The sequence below is a fragment of the Citrobacter sp. MGH106 genome, assembly GCF_001037495.1.
In the GTDB taxonomy this organism is placed as follows: Bacteria; Pseudomonadota; Gammaproteobacteria; order Enterobacterales; family Enterobacteriaceae; genus Citrobacter; species Citrobacter murliniae.
This window is the reverse complement of record NZ_KQ089822.1, coordinates 107,895-123,667: the sequence shown is the minus strand read 5'-3', so window position 1 is coordinate 123,667 and position 15,773 is coordinate 107,895. Positions and strand designations below refer to the sequence as shown.

The 15,773-nt window shown below is 52.3% G+C and carries 18 protein-coding genes; 6 read left to right on the top strand and 12 right to left on the bottom strand.

What is annotated here, in order from left to right; translation table 11 throughout:
* Positions 1-15 precede the first annotated feature (15 nt).
* Together diaA and dolP are read left to right on the top strand one after the other, a co-directional pair.
* Positions 16-606 (top strand): DnaA initiator-associating protein DiaA, encoded by a 591-nt coding sequence (gene diaA, locus SK36_RS00595; protein ID WP_003024948.1) that lies wholly within the window; start codon positions 16-18, stop codon positions 604-606.
* 9 nt (positions 607-615) lie between these two features.
* Positions 616-1,191: a division/outer membrane stress-associated lipid-binding lipoprotein gene (dolP, locus tag SK36_RS00590; protein ID WP_045447981.1), complete on the top strand. Its 576-nt coding sequence runs from the start codon at positions 616-618 to the stop codon at positions 1,189-1,191.
* A gap of 35 nt (positions 1,192-1,226) precedes the next feature.
* Here dolP and SK36_RS00585 read toward each other — a convergent pair whose 3' ends face one another.
* Positions 1,227-1,862, bottom strand: a complete 636-nt coding sequence (locus SK36_RS00585; RefSeq protein ID WP_048220493.1) for an NAD(P)H-binding protein — start codon at positions 1,860-1,862, stop codon at positions 1,227-1,229.
* A gap of 38 nt (positions 1,863-1,900) precedes the next feature.
* On the bottom strand, positions 1,901-2,329 hold the full coding sequence (locus tag SK36_RS00580) for a YhbP family protein (RefSeq protein ID WP_045447987.1): 429 nt from the start codon (positions 2,327-2,329) through the stop codon (positions 1,901-1,903).
* Positions 2,330-2,381: 52 nt separating this feature from the next.
* Here SK36_RS00580 and SK36_RS00575 point away from each other — a divergent pair, with 52 nt between their 5' ends.
* Positions 2,382-2,681 (top strand): GIY-YIG nuclease family protein, encoded by a 300-nt coding sequence (locus tag SK36_RS00575; protein WP_045447990.1) that lies wholly within the window; start codon positions 2,382-2,384, stop codon positions 2,679-2,681.
* On the opposite strand, the gene SK36_RS00570 is transcribed toward SK36_RS00575, so the two are convergent.
* Both SK36_RS00570 and ubiT read right to left on the bottom strand, forming a co-directional pair.
* Positions 2,668-3,171 (bottom strand): GNAT family N-acetyltransferase, encoded by a 504-nt coding sequence (locus SK36_RS00570; protein WP_045447993.1) that lies wholly within the window; start codon positions 3,169-3,171, stop codon positions 2,668-2,670. The genes SK36_RS00575 and SK36_RS00570 overlap by 14 nt on opposite strands.
* On the bottom strand, positions 3,165-3,689 hold the full coding sequence (ubiT, locus tag SK36_RS00565) for a ubiquinone anaerobic biosynthesis accessory factor UbiT (protein ID WP_045447996.1): 525 nt from the start codon (positions 3,687-3,689) through the stop codon (positions 3,165-3,167). The genes SK36_RS00570 and ubiT overlap by 7 nt, the downstream gene beginning before the upstream one ends.
* A 219-nt stretch (positions 3,690-3,908) precedes the next feature.
* On the opposite strand from ubiT, the gene ubiU reads away from it, so the two are divergent.
* The 3 genes from ubiU to SK36_RS00550 all read left to right on the top strand — a co-directional run bounded on the left by ubiU (position 3,909) and on the right by SK36_RS00550 (position 6,877).
* Positions 3,909-4,904 carry a ubiquinone anaerobic biosynthesis protein UbiU gene (gene ubiU / locus SK36_RS00560; protein ID WP_045447998.1) on the top strand — a complete coding sequence of 332 codons (996 nt, stop codon included), beginning with the start codon at positions 3,909-3,911 and terminating at the stop codon, positions 4,902-4,904.
* Positions 4,905-4,912: 8 nt separating this feature from the next.
* Entirely contained in the window at positions 4,913-5,791 is an 879-nt protein-coding gene (locus SK36_RS00555) for a U32 family peptidase (protein ID WP_045448000.1), read from the top strand.
* Between the two features lie 78 nt (positions 5,792-5,869).
* Positions 5,870-6,877, top strand: coding sequence for a luciferase-like monooxygenase (locus tag SK36_RS00550; RefSeq protein ID WP_045448002.1), 1,008 nt, complete (start codon positions 5,870-5,872; stop codon positions 6,875-6,877).
* Between the two features lie 88 nt (positions 6,878-6,965).
* Here the strand turns inward: SK36_RS00550 and mtr are convergent, their stop codons facing one another.
* The 8 genes from mtr to rbfA all read right to left on the bottom strand — a co-directional run bounded on the left by mtr (position 6,966) and on the right by rbfA (position 15,733).
* Positions 6,966-8,210, bottom strand: a complete 1,245-nt coding sequence (gene mtr, locus SK36_RS00545; protein WP_045448005.1) for a tryptophan permease — start codon at positions 8,208-8,210, stop codon at positions 6,966-6,968.
* A 145-nt stretch (positions 8,211-8,355) separates the two neighbouring features.
* Positions 8,356-10,287 (bottom strand): DEAD/DEAH family ATP-dependent RNA helicase, encoded by a 1,932-nt coding sequence (locus SK36_RS00540; RefSeq protein WP_045448009.1) that lies wholly within the window; start codon positions 10,285-10,287, stop codon positions 8,356-8,358.
* Positions 10,280-10,360: a protein YrbN gene (gene yrbN, locus SK36_RS24515; protein ID WP_010723222.1), complete on the bottom strand. Its 81-nt coding sequence runs from the start codon at positions 10,358-10,360 to the stop codon at positions 10,280-10,282. Before yrbN ends, SK36_RS00540 begins: the two co-directional genes overlap by 8 nt.
* 105 nt (positions 10,361-10,465) lie before the next feature.
* The gene (gene nlpI / locus SK36_RS00535; protein WP_040234121.1) at positions 10,466-11,350 is read right to left on the bottom strand and encodes a lipoprotein NlpI; all 885 of its coding nucleotides are present in this window, start codon (positions 11,348-11,350) and stop codon (positions 10,466-10,468) included.
* A 108-nt stretch (positions 11,351-11,458) separates the two neighbouring features.
* On the bottom strand, positions 11,459-13,594 hold the full coding sequence (pnp, locus tag SK36_RS00530) for a polyribonucleotide nucleotidyltransferase (protein ID WP_045448013.1): 2,136 nt from the start codon (positions 13,592-13,594) through the stop codon (positions 11,459-11,461).
* A gap of 247 nt (positions 13,595-13,841) precedes the next feature.
* The gene (gene rpsO, locus SK36_RS00525) at positions 13,842-14,111 is read right to left on the bottom strand and encodes a 30S ribosomal protein S15 (RefSeq protein WP_000059465.1); all 270 of its coding nucleotides are present in this window, start codon (positions 14,109-14,111) and stop codon (positions 13,842-13,844) included.
* A gap of 273 nt (positions 14,112-14,384) precedes the next feature.
* Positions 14,385-15,329: a tRNA pseudouridine(55) synthase TruB gene (gene truB, locus SK36_RS00520; RefSeq protein ID WP_045448017.1), complete on the bottom strand. Its 945-nt coding sequence runs from the start codon at positions 15,327-15,329 to the stop codon at positions 14,385-14,387.
* Positions 15,329-15,733, bottom strand: a complete 405-nt coding sequence (gene rbfA / locus SK36_RS00515) for a 30S ribosome-binding factor RbfA (RefSeq protein ID WP_013364561.1) — start codon at positions 15,731-15,733, stop codon at positions 15,329-15,331. The genes truB and rbfA overlap by 1 nt, the downstream gene beginning before the upstream one ends.
* Between the last annotated feature and the right edge of the window lie 40 nt (positions 15,734-15,773).

Below are 15,773 nucleotides of genomic sequence, written 5' to 3'. Positions count from 1 at the left end.
TTCTTAAGGATTAGCGTGTTAGATAGAATTAAAGTCTGCTTTACAGAAAGCATTCAAACTCAGATTGCTGCGGCTGAAGCGCTTCCGGATGCGATTTCCCGTGCAGCCATGACGCTGGTTCAATCCCTGCTCAATGGCAACAAAATTCTCTGTTGTGGTAATGGGACGTCCGCTGCCAACGCACAGCATTTTGCTGCCAGCATGATCAACCGTTTTGAAACAGAACGCCCCAGTTTACCTGCTATTGCACTAAATACTGATAATGTGGTCTTAACTGCGATTGCCAACGATCGCCTGCACGACGAAGTTTATGCAAAACAAGTCCGTGCGCTGGGACATGCAGGTGATGTTCTGTTGGCTATCTCTACGCGTGGTAATAGCCGCGATATCGTTAAAGCCGTTGAAGCTGCCGTCACGCGTGACATGACGATCGTAGCGCTGACCGGTTATGACGGGGGTGAACTGGCCGGATTATTGGGGCCACAGGATGTCGAAATCCGCATTCCCTCACACCACAGCGCCCGCGTTCAGGAAATGCATATGCTGACGGTAAACTGCCTTTGCGATCTCATCGATAACACGCTTTTCCCTCACCAGGATGATTAAGGAGTACACATGAAGGCATTTTCGCCGCTCGCAGTCGTTATTTCTGCGTTGCTGTTGCAAGGCTGTGTAGCTGCCGCCGTTGTCGGAACTGCAGCTGTCGGGACTAAAGCCGCAACAGACCCTCGCAGTGTCGGCACCCAGGTAGATGATGGTACCCTGGAATTACGCGTCAATACGGCGTTGTCAAAAGATGCCCAAATTAAGAAAGAAGCGCGCATCAACGTCAGCGCCTATCAGGGTAAGGTGCTGCTGGTCGGTCAGTCTCCTAATAGCGAGCTTTCTGCACGAGCAAAACAAATTGCTATGGGCGTAGAAGGAACGACGGAAGTATTTAACGAGATCCGTCAGGGCCAGCCAATCGGTCTTGGCGAAGCGTCCAACGATACCTGGATCACCACCAAAGTTCGTTCCCAGTTGCTGACCAGCGATCAGGTGAAATCCTCTAACGTTAAAGTGACAACCGAGAATGGAGAAGTATTCCTGCTGGGTCTGGTCACCGAGCGTGAAGCGAAGGCTGCAGCAGATATCGCCAGCCGGGTAAGTGGCGTGAAGCGCGTCACCACAGCCTTTACGTTCATCAAATAACGCGTAAATAGCCCGGTGAGGCCATACTCGCCGGGTTATTTCGCTCTTTCCCGAAGCTGGGATGAAGTAAGAACTGACACCCCTTCATGAGCAGGTGAGATAGCTTCCACCAGCATTGCCCGCGCAACATCACGCGCCTCAATCGATTTCCAGTTTCCGGGCAACAGCCGGAATAACGGTGCAAAGAACATTTCATTTGCCCGCTGCTTATCCCGTTCCCCCAACAACATTGAAGGCCGTGCAATCGTTAACCGTGGCCAGTTCTGAGCAATCAGCGCCTGTTCCATTTCTCCTTTAACCCGGTTATAAAAAAATGGGGAGTTGGCATTGGCTCCCATAGCGCTGACTACCAGCATATGCTGGGCCCCCAGGCGAAGACCCGTCAGGGCGGTATCCACCACTAGGGTATAGTCTGCGTGAATAAATGCCTCTTTGCTGCCCGCTTCTCGTCGGGTGGTTCCCAGGCAGCAAAAAACGATATCTATCGGATCGTTCACCTGTGCCAGCGCATCTGTCAGTTGCGGATCGTGCGGGTTATAGACCCCAACCGTATCGGCCAGTGGGCGGCGTGTTGGAGCAGTAATGGCGTGGATCTGCGGTTCATTCAGCAGCATACGCAATAAATGCCCCCCCACCAGCCCCGTTGCACCTGTAATTAACACCTGACTCATCGCTTCTCCTTCCTTTGCGCCCACTATCATTCATCTAACTATAGATCACGTAGCCAAAGCATTTTTTTACCAAAACCCAATGTGTTGTCAGTGAATTTGATTTCATCCAGCCGAATCTCCCAGACGGGCGCAGGCATCATTTTGGCGACAGGGAAGCGGCGATTATAAGCTTTACGCGCTAAGTCACTCTCTTCTCCCTCCAGACGCCTGATTTCCCCTTTAAACTGCACACCGCGGATCAGCGCCACCGTTTTGGGCTGGCCGTTTACCGTTCCAGCAACGGGTGCGCGCGGGCCGGACATCTGTGCATGGCGCGTCTTCTCTTCGGTGAGCACATAGAACGCCACCTTTTGTGCATCAAACAGATAAAATGCATTGGCACACCACAATTCACCCTCATGGTGCACACACCAGGTCACGACGTGCTGTTTTGCCAGCCAACGAGTCACCGCAGTCAGTGTTTCCATTTCTGTTCTCTTTTATACTGTAAGTTTGAAAATTATCACGTCGATGGTGACAATGACACCCTGGTATCTGTACCTGATCCGTACCGCAGACAACGCCCTGTACACCGGAATAACAACCGATGTGCAACGCCGCTATAAGCAGCATCAGAGTGGAAAAGGCGCAAAAGCACTGCGCGGGAAGGGGGAATTAACTCTGGCATTTGCGGCGCAAGTCGGCGACCGTTCGCTGGCCCTGCGCATAGAATATCGAATTAAACAGCTTACAAAGCGTCAGAAAGAACGCCTTGTAGAAGGCGAAGGGTTTGAGGCGCTACTGAGCAGCCTGCAAACCCCGGCGCTTAAAAACGATTGAAGTGATCGTGGTATTCCACCAAACCCGTCACACCATTCAGCGCATCTTCCGCCAGGCGATGCACCTGAAATGCGCTTTCGGTACCAGGCCAGCGGCAATGAAGATCGTGGTGAGCGGCCAGTTCAAAGCCTAAGCGACTGTACAATGCTGGATCGCCCAGTGTGACCACCGCGGCGTAACCAAACTCGTTCAGCGAATCCAGCCCTTCATAAACCAGTTGACGCGCCAGCCCCTGTCCGCGGTAGTTTTCATCAACCGCCAGTGGAGCCATTCCGACCCATTGCAGGTCTTCACCCTGTACATCAACAGGACTGAACGCGACATAGCCCACAACCTGGCCTTCGTCATCGGTCGCAACCAGACCCAGCGTCAGAAAGCCATCTTCGCGCAGGTCATGTACTAACTTCGCTTCTGCATCGCTATCAAATGAGCGGCGCAGCAACGCATCAATACCAGGGGCATCAATGGGAATTTCAACTCGAATCAGCATGGTTCACCTACCGAGGTCTGTTTGGTTTCTGGCGAATGTTTCATACCCGCCTCAACAAAGTCCGCCAGTTGCAGCAGCATGACACGCAACGGTTTCGGCATCTGCTCCAGTTCAATGGCGTCCATCAGATTTTTCACATGTAGCCCTAATTCTGTATCGCCTTCAATCACCAGGCGACGCTGGAAGAAAAGCGTATCCGGGTCCTGCTTGCGCGCTGCAATCATCAATAAATCGCTGGCATCTGCGCTAAAACTCACATCAGCGTCTGCGTCCTGACTGACGATAAGTTTGTCGTTCTCAACAGAGGTATACCATCTGAGGCCAATATCGCGAACATTTATGCTCAACCAGCGACCGTCGAGAAACTCAAGTTCTCCATCGGCCAGCGCCTGGCGAAATTGCCAGCTCAAGACTTGTTCCAGAACCTGGCGCTTCAGCGTAAAGGGCGTCAGTTTAACCGGTACACTCATCAGAGAAGGACCAAAATGTACTAAGCGTGAACGCAGTTTATCCAACACGAGCTTTACTCCCTGTTTCAATAGTCCTGCTATTTTGCCATATCAAATAAACGACATAGCGGCATAAATCAACAATTCGATGCGAAATTGTTACCTCTTTATTGGTGTCACCAATACGACTTTAACTGCCTCAAATCAAAAATTGTCTCAGCAAGGTTAACTAAAATCCCTCTTCGTTAACATTTTTGCGCCCTGGTGGCGCAACTTTCAGGATAAATTATGGAGCTGCTCTGCCCTGCCGGAAATCTCCCGGCGCTTAAGGCGGCCATCGAGAACGGCGCTGATGCTGTATACATCGGGCTGAAAGATGACACCAACGCCCGTCATTTCGCCGGCCTTAATTTTACCGAGAAAAAATTGCAGGAAGCGGTGAATTTTGTCCATCAACACCGCCGTAAGCTGCACATCGCAATTAACACCTTTGCGCACCCGGATGGTTACGCACGTTGGCAACGAGCCGTTGATATGGCGGCGCAACTGGGTGCTGATGCGCTGATCCTCGCCGATCTCGCTATGCTTGAGTATGCCGCAGAGCGCTACCCGCATATTGAGCGCCATGTCTCCGTTCAGGCATCCGCAACCAACGAGGAAGCGATTAATTTCTACCATCGCAACTTTGACGTCGCACGCGTTGTTCTACCACGTGTGCTATCAATCCATCAGGTAAAACAGCTCGCTCGCGTAACACCAGTTCCTTTAGAAGTGTTTGCCTTTGGCAGTCTGTGCATTATGGCGGAAGGTCGCTGCTATCTTTCGTCTTATCTGACGGGTGAATCCCCCAACACCGTTGGTGCGTGCTCCCCTGCCCGATTTGTTCGCTGGCAGCAAACCCCAGCAGGCCTTGAATCTCGCCTGAATGAAGTGCTGATTGACCGCTATCAGGACGGTGAAAACGCAGGTTATCCAACGCTTTGTAAGGGACGCTATCTTGTGGACGGTGAGCGTTATCATGCGCTGGAGGAGCCGACCAGCCTTAATACGTTAGAACTGCTACCCGATCTGATGGCAGCCAACATCGCCTCGGTGAAAATTGAGGGACGTCAGCGTAGCCCGGCTTACGTCAGCCAGGTGGCGAAAGTGTGGCGCCAGGCGATTGACCGTTGCAAAGCCGATCCGCAGAACTTTGTTCCGCAAAGCGCCTGGATGGAAACACTCGGTTCAATGTCCGAAGGCACGCAGACTACGCTTGGTGCGTATCACCGTAAATGGCAGTGAGAAAAGCAATGAAATATTCCTTAGGACCAGTGCTCTACTACTGGTCGAAAGAAACGCTGGAAGATTTTTATCAGCAGGCCGCTACCAGTAATGCCGACGTTATCTATCTTGGGGAAGCTGTGTGTAGCAAACGCCGCGCCACCAAAACGGGTGACTGGATTGATATGGCAAAATCACTCGCCAGTAGCGGGAAACAGGTGGTGCTGTCCACGCTGGCGCTGGTTCAGGCATCATCGGAGCTGGGTGAGCTGAAGCGCTATGTAGAAAATGGCGACTTCCTACTGGAAGCCAGCGATCTGGGCGTTGTGAACATGTGCGCCGAACGTAAACTGCCATTTGTCGCCGGGCATGCGCTCAACTGCTACAACGCCGTGACCCTTCGTCTGTTGCTTAAACAAGGCATGGTGCGCTGGTGTATGCCAGTAGAACTATCCCGCGACTGGCTGGTGAATCTGCTCAACCAGTGTGATGACTTGGGTATTCGCAACCAGTTTGAAGTCGAAGTTCTGAGCTACGGGCATCTACCTTTAGCGTACTCTGCCCGCTGCTTTACCGCACGCTCTGAGGACCGACCAAAAGACGAATGCGAAACCTGCTGCATCAAATATCCAAATGGCCGCGATGTCCTGTCGCAAGAGAACCAGCAGGTCTTTGTCCTGAATGGGATTCAGACCATGAGCGGTTATGTCTACAACCTCGGTAATGAACTGACGTCCATGCAGGGCCTGGTTGATATCGTCCGTCTGTCCCCATTAGGAACCGAGACATTCGCGATGCTTGATGCCTTCCGTGCCAATGAGAATGGCTGTGCCCCATTACCACTTACTGCCCACAGCGACTGTAACGGCTACTGGAAACGTCTGGCAGGTCTGGAGCTTCAGGCGTAAAAAAGCTCACTTTGTTAACAACGGTAATCAAATTTTAATGCAGTATTAAAAGATTAACCGGTAACAAAGTGAGCCGTTATGACTGACAAAATTATTCCGTTCTCGGTGCTGGATCTGGCACCGATCCCCGAAGGTTCCAGTGCAAAAGAGGCTTTTACGCACTCTCTGGATCTCGCTCAACTGGCTGAAAAGCGCGGCTACCATCGCTACTGGCTGGCTGAACATCACAATATGACCGGTATCGCCAGTGCAGCAACCTCTGTACTGATAGGTTATCTGGCAGCCAATACCACCACCCTGCGTCTGGGGTCCGGTGGGGTCATGCTACCTAACCATTCACCGTTGGTGATCGCTGAGCAGTTCGGGACGCTGAATACGCTGTATCCTGGCCGTATCGACCTGGGCCTTGGACGTGCGCCAGGCAGCGATCAACCCACCATGCGCGCACTGCGCCGTCATATGAGCGGTGATATCGATAACTTCCCGCGCGATGTGGCGGAACTGGTGGACTGGTTTGACGCATGCGATCCTAATCCACAAGTACGCCCGGTTCCCGGCTATGGTGAGCAAATTCCGGTCTGGTTACTGGGATCCAGCCTGTACAGCGCACAACTGGCAGCACAGCTTGGTTTGCCGTTTGCCTTCGCCTCACACTTCGCACCAGATATGCTGCACCAGGCATTGCATCTGTATCGCACTCAGTTCAAACCTTCAGCACGGCTGGCAACACCGTATGCCATGGTGTGCATCAATATCATTGCCGCTGACAGCAATCGTGATGCCGAATTTCTCTTTACCTCGATGCAGCAGGCATTCGTAAAATTGCGTCGGGGTGAAACCGGACAGTTACCACCTCCGGTAGAAAATATGCATCAGCTGTGGTCCGCTTCTGAGCAGTATGGCGTTCAGCAGGCACTGAGTATGTCGCTGGTGGGAGATAAAGTGAAAATACGTCATGGACTGGAGTCGATTCTGCGTGAAACACAAGCGGATGAAATTATGGTCAATGGGCAGATTTTCGACCACCAGGCACGTTTACATTCGTTTGATTTAGCGATGCAGGTGAAAGAAGAGTTGGTTGGGTAGGGCGTTGTTTTGCCCGGTGGTGCTTCGCTTACCGGACCTACGAGAGCGTGTAGGACGGATAAGCGTAGCGCCATCCGGCACTAAAAGGTTACTGGTACACAGGCAATAGATTCACGCTCGACAGGATGTGGATAACCGCGTTGCCGACGCCGAAGACCAGGATCAGAGCAATCATCGGCTTGCCCCCCCATACACGGAATTTCGGGCTACCGAAGCGTTGACGGGATTTACGCGCCAGTAATGCCGGGACAATTGCCGCCCAAATCGTTGCTGCTAATCCTGCATAACCAATTGCATACAGGAAACCGTTCGGCCACAGCAGGCCACCCACAATCGGCGGAACAAAAGTCAGTAATGCCGTTTTAAAGCGGCCCATTGCAGAATCGTCAAAACCAAACAGATCCGCCAGATAGTCAAACAGCCCCAGCGTCACTCCAAGAAACGAACTCGCTACCGCAAAGTTAGAGAACACCACCAGCAGCAGATCCAGACTACGGCTGTTCAACACACCACTCAGCGCCTGCACCAGCACATCAATGTTACCGCCCTGCTGTGCAATACCAACAAATTCAGGACGCGGAATATTGCCCATCGTCCCCAGCAACCATACGGTGTACAGCACCAGCGCCAGCAGCGTGCCGTAAACGAGGCATTTAACAATGGTGCGCGGGTCTTTGCCGTAGTACTTCATCAGACTCGGTACGTTGCCGTGGTAGCCAAATGAGGCGAGGCAAAACGGCAGCGTCATCAGCAAATACGGCGTATATGAAGCATTGCTTTCCGCCACGTTAAACAGCGTAGTCGGTGTCACATGCCCTAACAAACTGCCGAAGGTCAGGAAGAACGTTATTACCTTCGCACCCAGTACAATGGCGGTCATGCGACTGACCGCTTTAGTACTCAACCACACCACAAACGCTACCAGCAGAGCAAAACCAAATCCTGCCGCACGTGCCGGAACATTCAGCGACATCTCCGAGAAGGTGTGATGCAGGATCGAACCGCTCGCAGAAATGTATGCATAGGTCAGAATATAGAGTACAAAAGCAATCGAGATACCATTAACAACGTTCCAGCCCTTGCCCAACAGGTCTTTAGTAATGGTGTCAAAACTGGATCCAATACGATAATTCAGATTGGCCTCCAGGATCATCAGCCCGGAATGCAGCATACAAAACCAGGTAAAGATGAGCGCCGCCATAGACCAGAAGAACCACGCCCCGGACATGACCACTGGCAGAGAAAACATTCCTGCGCCAATAATGGTGCCGCCGATAATCACTACGCCGCCGAGCAGCGAAGGTGACGTTTGGGTGGTGGTTAGTGTTGCCATTCAGCCATCTCTCCAGTCAATTATATTGTGACTACATTTTAATGTGTCGCACTGTACCAGTACACGAGTACAAATGAAATAAAAAAAGCCCCGATTGTTTAGATCGGGGCTGTATATTTTACTTTACGCTTTTAAACCGTAAGGCTTATGCGTCACCACCGAAACGACGACGGCCAGCAGAGTCATCACGGCGCGGCGCAGAAGAATCATCGCGGCGCGGACCACGGTTACCTTCACGACGCTCACCGCTGAAACGACGACCATCGCCACGGCCGCCTTCACGACGCTCACCGCTGAAACTACGACCTTCACCACGACCGCCTTCACGACGTTCGCCGCTGAAGCGACCACCGCCACGACGCTCACCACCGGTGTGCGGTACTGCATCGCCAACCAGTTGCATGTTCATCGGTTTGTTCAGGATACGGGTACGGGTAAAGTGCTGCAGCACGTCGCCCGGCATGCCTTTCGGCAGTTCGATGGTGGAGTGGGAAGCAAACAGCTTGATGTTACCAATGTAACGGCTGCTGATATCGCCTTCGTTAGCAATCGCGCCAACGATATGACGAACTTCAACACCGTCGTCACGGCCCACTTCAATGCGGTACAGCTGCATATCACCAACGTCACGACGTTCACGACGTGGACGATCTTCACCACCACGTTCTGGACGGTCGCCACGCGGGCCACGATCGTTGCGGTCACGCGGACCACGATCATCGCGGTCGCGGAATTCGCGTTTCGGACGCATCGGAGCATCTGGCGGCAGGATCAGCGGACGTTCGCCCTGAGCCATTTTCAGCAGTGCTGCGGCCAGAGTTTCGATATCCAGTTCTTCTTCCGGCTGCATTTTTGCCAGCAGAGCACGGTACTGATCCAGATCGCTGCTTTCCAGCTGTTGCTGTACTTTCGCGGCGAATTTTTCCAGACGGCGTTTGCCCAGCAGGTCTGCGTTCGGCAGTTCTACTTCCGGAATGGTCAGCTTCATGGTGCGTTCGATGTTACGCAGCAGACGACGCTCGCGGTTCTCAACGAACAGCAGCGCACGACCCGCACGACCCGCACGACCAGTACGACCAATACGGTGAACGTAAGACTCAGAGTCCATCGGGATGTCGTAGTTAACAACCAGGCTGATACGCTCAACGTCCAGGCCACGAGCAGCAACGTCGGTCGCAATCAGAATATCCAGACGGCCATCTTTCAGACGCTCCAGAGTCTGCTCACGCAGAGACTGGTTCATGTCGCCATTCAGTGCAGCGCTGCTATAACCGCTACGCTCCAGTGCTTCAGCGACTTCCAGGGTCGCATTTTTGGTACGTACGAAGATAATCGCCGCATCAAAGTCTTCTGCTTCCAGGAAACGTACCAGAGCTTCATTTTTACGCATGCCCCACACAGTCCAGTAGCTCTGGCTGATGTCAGGACGCGTGGTTACGCTGGACTGAATACGAACTTCCTGCGGCTCTTTCATAAAGCGGCGGGTAATACGACGAATCGCTTCCGGCATAGTTGCAGAGAACAGAGCGGTCTGATGACCTTCCGGGATCTGCGCCATAATCGTTTCAACGTCTTCGATGAAGCCCATACGCAGCATTTCATCAGCTTCGTCCAGCACCAGACCGCTCAGTTTGGAGAGATCCAGAGTACCGCGCTTCAGGTGATCCAGCAGACGTCCCGGCGTACCGACAACGATCTGCGGGCCCTGGCGCAGGGCACGTAATTGCACGTCATAACGCTGGCCGCCGTACAGGGCAACCACATTCACGCCGCGCATATGTTTAGAGAAATCCGTCATGGCTTCTGCAACCTGAACCGCCAGTTCGCGGGTCGGTGCCAGCACCAGAATCTGAGGTGCCTTCAGCTCAGGATCAAGATTGTTGAGCAGCGGTAAAGAGAACGCTGCAGTTTTGCCGCTACCGGTCTGGGCCATACCCAGAACATCGCGACCGCCCAGCAGATGCGGAATGCACTCTGCCTGGATTGGAGATGGTTTTTCGTAACCCAGATCGGTAAGGGCTTCAAGGATAGGAGCCTTCAGGCCCAGATCTGCAAAAGTGGTTTCGAATTCAGCCATGTAGTACGTGTGCCTCAAAATTAATGGCGGCCAGTCTACATAACTCATCATGAAATTGATCTGCAATTTTCATTGAAAAGTGTGAACCGGCTCAAAGTAGGTGTATTAACGAACAACAACGCCCTCACCCGCGAAGGTGATGGCAATCAAAAAGATTACGGGCTGATGTGTACGTCAGCTATTGCTGGTCCGATTCTGCCAGGTCATCTTGGTCCTGGCCCAGGAGCGATAATTCCAACAATGCGTATCGGTGCTCAACAAAGTTATGAACGTTGTTAGCCACCGCCAGTTTGAACAATGCCGTAGCGTTGTCCAAATCCCCCAGACTTAGGTAGTACTTACCTAAATAGAAGTTGGTTTCACTGAGATGCTCAGCGAGCGAGGTGTTATCCGTTGCGTCCGCCTTCAGGCGTTCCATCAGCGTTGCTTCGCTAATGTTGCCCAGGTAGAACTCGACAATGTTCCATCCCCATTGTTCTTTATCCGATTTCTCGAAGCGCTGCTTTAACGCTTCTTTAGCCTGCTTCTCATCGAGCTTCTGCTCAGCGAGATAAAGCCACAGACTGCGGAAAGGATCATTGGGATCGTCTTGATAAAACGCCAGCAGATCATCTTGCGCTAACTTATCACGACCGCCGTAATACAATGCGATACCGCGATTTAAGTGCGCGTAGTTGTAAGTTGGATCAAGCTCAAGTACAGAATCAAACGCTTCATAGGCAGCATCAAAATTGCCTGCCTGCGTTAAATATATACCTAAGTAATTGAATACTTCAGGCATATCTGGTCGGATTGCCAGCGCTTGTGAAAAATCATTTCGCGCCAGTGCCCTCAGACCGAGACTATCATACAACACTCCGCGCTCATATAAAAGCTGTGCGCGTTCGTCATCGGTTAAAGCCCGACTGGCAAGAATTTGTTCCATACGTGCCAGAATCACTTCCTGCTGTAAAGTCGGTTGCAGTGGTACTGCGAGGACTTCACTCTTACGCCAGGTGGAATTACTGCATCCAGCCAGCGTGAGTGCTGTCGCAACGAAACACCAGCGCAAAAAAGGCTTCATTTCCCACTCCCGAAGACAACGATTGAATGAACGTCCAGTTCCCCGGTTGCTAACAAGGCGTCCTGCCGGGTTAAAGGCCCTCCGCTCACACGGAGGGCAATGGCAACCTTACTCGCCCTGCTGGCTCACCGGTGCTTCCGGTGCAGCTGCGGGTTGAGATTGCTCAGTTGCTTCTTTAATGCTCAGACGTACGCGGCCCTGGCGATCAACTTCCAGAACTTTAACCGGTACTTCCTGGCCCATCTGCAGGTAATCGGTCACTTTCTCTACGCGCTTGTCGGCGATCTGAGAGATGTGTACCAGACCTTCTTTACCGCCACCGATGGCAACGAATGCGCCAAAGTCAACGATACGGGTCACTTTACCGTTGTAGATACGGCCTACTTCGATTTCTGCGGTGATCTCTTCGATACGACGGATAGCATATTTTGCTTTTTCACCGTCGGTCGCCGCGATCTTCACAGTACCATCATCTTCAATTTCGATGGTGGTGCCGGTCTCTTCGGTCAGAGCACGGATAACAGAACCGCCTTTACCGATAACGTCTTTGATCTTGTCCGGGCTGATCTTGATAGTATGGATACGCGGAGCGAACTGAGAAATGTCGCCGCGCGGCGCGTTGATCGCCTGTTCCATCACTCCCAGGATGTGCAGACGCGCACCTTTAGCCTGGTTCAGAGCAACCTGCATGATCTCTTTGGTGATACCTTCAATTTTGATATCCATCTGCAGTGCAGAGATACCGTCGCGGGAACCCGCCACTTTGAAGTCCATATCGCCCAAATGGTCTTCGTCACCCAGGATGTCAGACAGAACAACAAAGTTGTCGCCTTCTTTCACCAGACCCATCGCGATACCCGCAACAGCGGCTTTGATTGGCACACCTGCATCCATCAGCGCCAGGGAAGCACCACACACGGAAGCCATGGAAGAAGAACCGTTAGATTCAGTGATTTCAGACACAACACGTACGGTGTACGGGAATTTGTCCAGGTCCGGCATTACTGCCAGCACGCCGCGTTTCGCCAGACGACCGTGACCAATTTCACGACGTTTCGGAGAACCGACCATGCCAGTTTCGCCTACGCAGTACGGAGGGAAGTTGTAATGGAACAGGAAGTTGTCAGTACGCTCGCCCATCAGTTCATCAAGGTTCTGCGCATCACGCGTGGTTCCGAGGGTCGCAGTAACCAACGCCTGAGTTTCACCACGGGTGAACAGTGCGGAACCGTGAGTACGCGGCAGAACGCCAGTACGCACGTCCAGACCACGGATCATATCTTTTTCACGACCGTCGATACGCGGCTCACCTGCCAGTACGCGGCTACGAACAACGTTTTTCTCGATAGCGTGCAGGATTTCACCCAGTTCGTTAGCGTCCAGGGTTTCGTCTTCTGCAACCAGCGTAGCGATGGTTTCAGATTTGATCACGTCAACCTGAGCATAACGCTCTTGTTTGTCGGTGATGCGGTAAGCATCGCTCAGACGAGATTCTGCCAGCGCTGCAACGCGCGCATTCAGCGCTTCGTTGACGGCTTCTGGCTGCCAGTCCCAACGCGGTTTTCCAGCTTCTTTTACCAGCTCATTGATCGCCTGAATAACAACCTGCTGCTGCTCGTGACCGAACACTACAGCGCCCAGCATCTGGTCTTCGCTCAGCAGTTCAGCTTCGGATTCAACCATCAGTACGGCAGCTTCAGTACCCGCTACAACCAGGTCCAGTTTACTTTCTTTCAGTTCGTCCTGGGTCGGGTTCAGTACGTACTGGTCATTGATGTAACCAACGCGTGCTGCGCCAATCGGGCCGTTGAACGGAATGCCGGACAGAGACAGCGCAGCGGATGCACCGATCATTGCCACGATATCCGGGTTAACCTGCGGGTTAACGGAAACAACAGTCGCGATAACCTGTACTTCGTTTACGAAGCCTTCCGGGAACAGCGGGCGAACCGGGCGGTCAATCAGACGCGCGATCAGGGTTTCACCTTCGCTCGGACGACCTTCACGACGGAAGAAGCTACCTGGGATACGACCAGCAGCGTAAGTACGCTCCTGATAGTTAACAGTCAGCGGGAAGAAATCCTGGCCTGGTTTCGCTTTTTTCTGACCAACAACGGTAACGAATACCGCAGTGTCATCCATGCTAACCATAACGGCGGCAGTCGCCTGACGCGCCATCATGCCGGTTTCCAGCGTTACGGTGTGTTGACCGTACTGGAATTTACGAACGATCGGATTAAGCAAAATAATATCCTTTCTCTATTTTTTTTGACGACACAAATGCGCCATCGTTAATACCCGATCTTCTGCGCATCCTCGCGACTAATGACAACCCTAACCCACGCTTATTGGGTAAAGCCTCTCATTAGCCGCGCGAACCTCTGCAACGGAAGATCATACTTAGCAACAATACATTAGTTTCCAGCGAATTGCTGCCATCTGCTGGAAAAAAGGGGCCATGAAGGCCCCCTCTTTCTGAAACTCGAAAGAATTAGCGACGCAGGCCCAGACGCTCGATCAGCGCGGTGTAGCGTGCAACATCTTTACGTTTCAGGTAGTCGAGCAGTTTACGACGCTGAGAAACCATGCGCAGCAGACCACGACGGCTGTGGTGATCTTTTTTGTGCTCTGCAAAGTGGCCCTGCAGGTGGTTAATCTGTGCAGTCAACAGAGCAACCTGAACATCGGTAGAACCGGTGTCGTTTGCATCACGACCAAACTCAGAAACGATTTTAGCTGTAGCTTCAGTACTTAGAGACATTTTAAAACTCCAAAGTGTTAAGAATGAAAGGACGCCGATCTCTAATTCAGCGATCCCAGTGTATACACTTCATCCTTCAAACTGACTCTGCGTTGGCTGCGTCCGCTCACCTCAGTCACTTACTTAAGTAAGCCCCTGAGGATTCTCAGACTTGCCGCCTTGATGCAGCTCGAATGATTTTGTGTACACGTCGCGCAAACTGTTAAATAATTTGCGCGACGTTAAGCGGCAGTATTCTACTCGCAGCGCCCTTTTATCGCAAGACAGAGAGCGCTACGCAGGATACTCAACCACCAGTCGACGGGGGGCGACACGACCTTCATCGTCTATCTCCCCCATGCCGATAAATTTGCCTTCGTCACCTTCCGTCACGCGAACCAGTCCTTCCAGAGGCACGCCCGTCGTACGCACAGGATTACCATTTTTAAAGTAAACCGATGACGTTAAAGGAAGATTAACAACAGGATAGTCAGACGCCGGGCTGTCCATTGGCATCAGCAGCGGATCAAGCAACTGCGCAGGCGGAATGTTCTGCTGTTCGGCTTGTTCAACCAGACTGCGTAAATGCTCCAGCGTGACCATACGATCTACCGGATATTTGCTGACCGTCAGACGGCGCAGATACGTAACATGCGCGCCGCATCCCAGTTTTTCGCCCAGATCGTCAATAATAGTTCGAATGTAAGTTCCTTTGGAGCAATGCACTTCCAGCTCCAGATCGTTACCTTCATGACGAATAAATAGCAGCTCATAAACAGTAATCGGACGTGCTTCACGCGGTACTTCAATGCCTTGACGTGCATATTCGTACAGTTTTTTACCCTGATACTTCAGCGCCGAATACATCGAAGGTATTTGTTCGATATCGCCGCGAAAAGTGTCCAGCGCATTCGCAAGCTGTTCCGGGGTAAACGTCACCGGACGCTCCTGCACGATTTGCCCATCAGCATCGGAAGTGTCTGTGCGCTGTCCCAAACGGGCAACCACACGATAGCGTTTGTCAGAATCCAGCAGGTACTGCGAAAACTTTGTCGCTTCCCCGAGGCAGATAGGCAACATGCCTGTAGCCAGCGGATCCAGCGCACCAGTGTGACCGGCACGGTTGGCATTGTAGATGCGTTTTACTTTTTGCAGTACGTCATTGCTGGACATGCCCTGTGGCTTATCCAGCAATAGAACACCATGAATGTCGCGACCACGACGACGAGGACGACTCATCAGTCCTCCTTGCTGTCGTCCGCAGGATTCACACGACGTTCATCGTCATGTTTCACCACGCTGGTCACCAGGTTAGACATGCGCATCCCTTCGACCAGTGAGTTGTCGTAAAAGAAAGTCAGCTCAGGCACGATACGCAGGCGCATGGCTTTACCCAGCAGCGAGCGGATAAAACCGGAGGCTTCTTGCAATGCTTTGATTCCGGCTTTAACAGCCGCTTCATCTTTGTCGTTCAGGAAGGTGACAAATACTTTGGCATACGCCAGGTCACGGGACATTTCGACACCTGAAACAGTTGTCATCATACCCAGACGCGGATCTTTAATTTCGCGCTGCAGGATGATTGCGATCTCTTTTTGCATCTCCTGGGCCACGCGTTGCGGGCGACCAAATTCTTTCGCCATAATAAATTCTCCAGAATAAAGACAAAAAAGGGGCCATTAG

Excerpts from the sequence above, each read along its gene's own strand:
- dolP (WP_045447981.1), top strand. The coding sequence starts at position 616 with ATGAAGGCATTTTCGCCGCTCGCAGTCGTTATTTCTGCGTTGCTGTTG.
- SK36_RS00585 (WP_048220493.1), bottom strand. The coding sequence starts at position 1,862 with ATGAGTCAGGTGTTAATTACAGGTGCAACGGGGCTGGTGGGGGGGCAT.
- SK36_RS00580 (WP_045447987.1), bottom strand. The coding sequence starts at position 2,329 with ATGGAAACACTGACTGCGGTGACTCGTTGGCTGGCAAAACAGCACGTC.
- SK36_RS00575 (WP_045447990.1), top strand. The coding sequence starts at position 2,382 with ATGACACCCTGGTATCTGTACCTGATCCGTACCGCAGACAACGCCCTG.
- SK36_RS00570 (WP_045447993.1), bottom strand. The coding sequence starts at position 3,171 with ATGCTGATTCGAGTTGAAATTCCCATTGATGCCCCTGGTATTGATGCG.
- ubiU (WP_045447998.1), top strand. The coding sequence starts at position 3,909 with ATGGAGCTGCTCTGCCCTGCCGGAAATCTCCCGGCGCTTAAGGCGGCC.
- SK36_RS00555 (WP_045448000.1), top strand. The coding sequence starts at position 4,913 with ATGAAATATTCCTTAGGACCAGTGCTCTACTACTGGTCGAAAGAAACG.
- SK36_RS00550 (WP_045448002.1), top strand. The coding sequence starts at position 5,870 with ATGACTGACAAAATTATTCCGTTCTCGGTGCTGGATCTGGCACCGATC.
- mtr (WP_045448005.1), bottom strand. The coding sequence starts at position 8,210 with ATGGCAACACTAACCACCACCCAAACGTCACCTTCGCTGCTCGGCGGC.
- SK36_RS00540 (WP_045448009.1), bottom strand. The coding sequence starts at position 10,287 with ATGGCTGAATTCGAAACCACTTTTGCAGATCTGGGCCTGAAGGCTCCT.
- yrbN (WP_010723222.1), bottom strand. The coding sequence starts at position 10,360 with ATGAAAATTGCAGATCAATTTCATGATGAGTTATGTAGACTGGCCGCC.
- nlpI (WP_040234121.1), bottom strand. The coding sequence starts at position 11,350 with ATGAAGCCTTTTTTGCGCTGGTGTTTCGTTGCGACAGCACTCACGCTG.
- rpsO (WP_000059465.1), bottom strand. The coding sequence starts at position 14,111 with ATGTCTCTAAGTACTGAAGCTACAGCTAAAATCGTTTCTGAGTTTGGT.
- truB (WP_045448017.1), bottom strand. The coding sequence starts at position 15,329 with ATGAGTCGTCCTCGTCGTCGTGGTCGCGACATTCATGGTGTTCTATTG.
- rbfA (WP_013364561.1), bottom strand. The coding sequence starts at position 15,733 with ATGGCGAAAGAATTTGGTCGCCCGCAACGCGTGGCCCAGGAGATGCAA.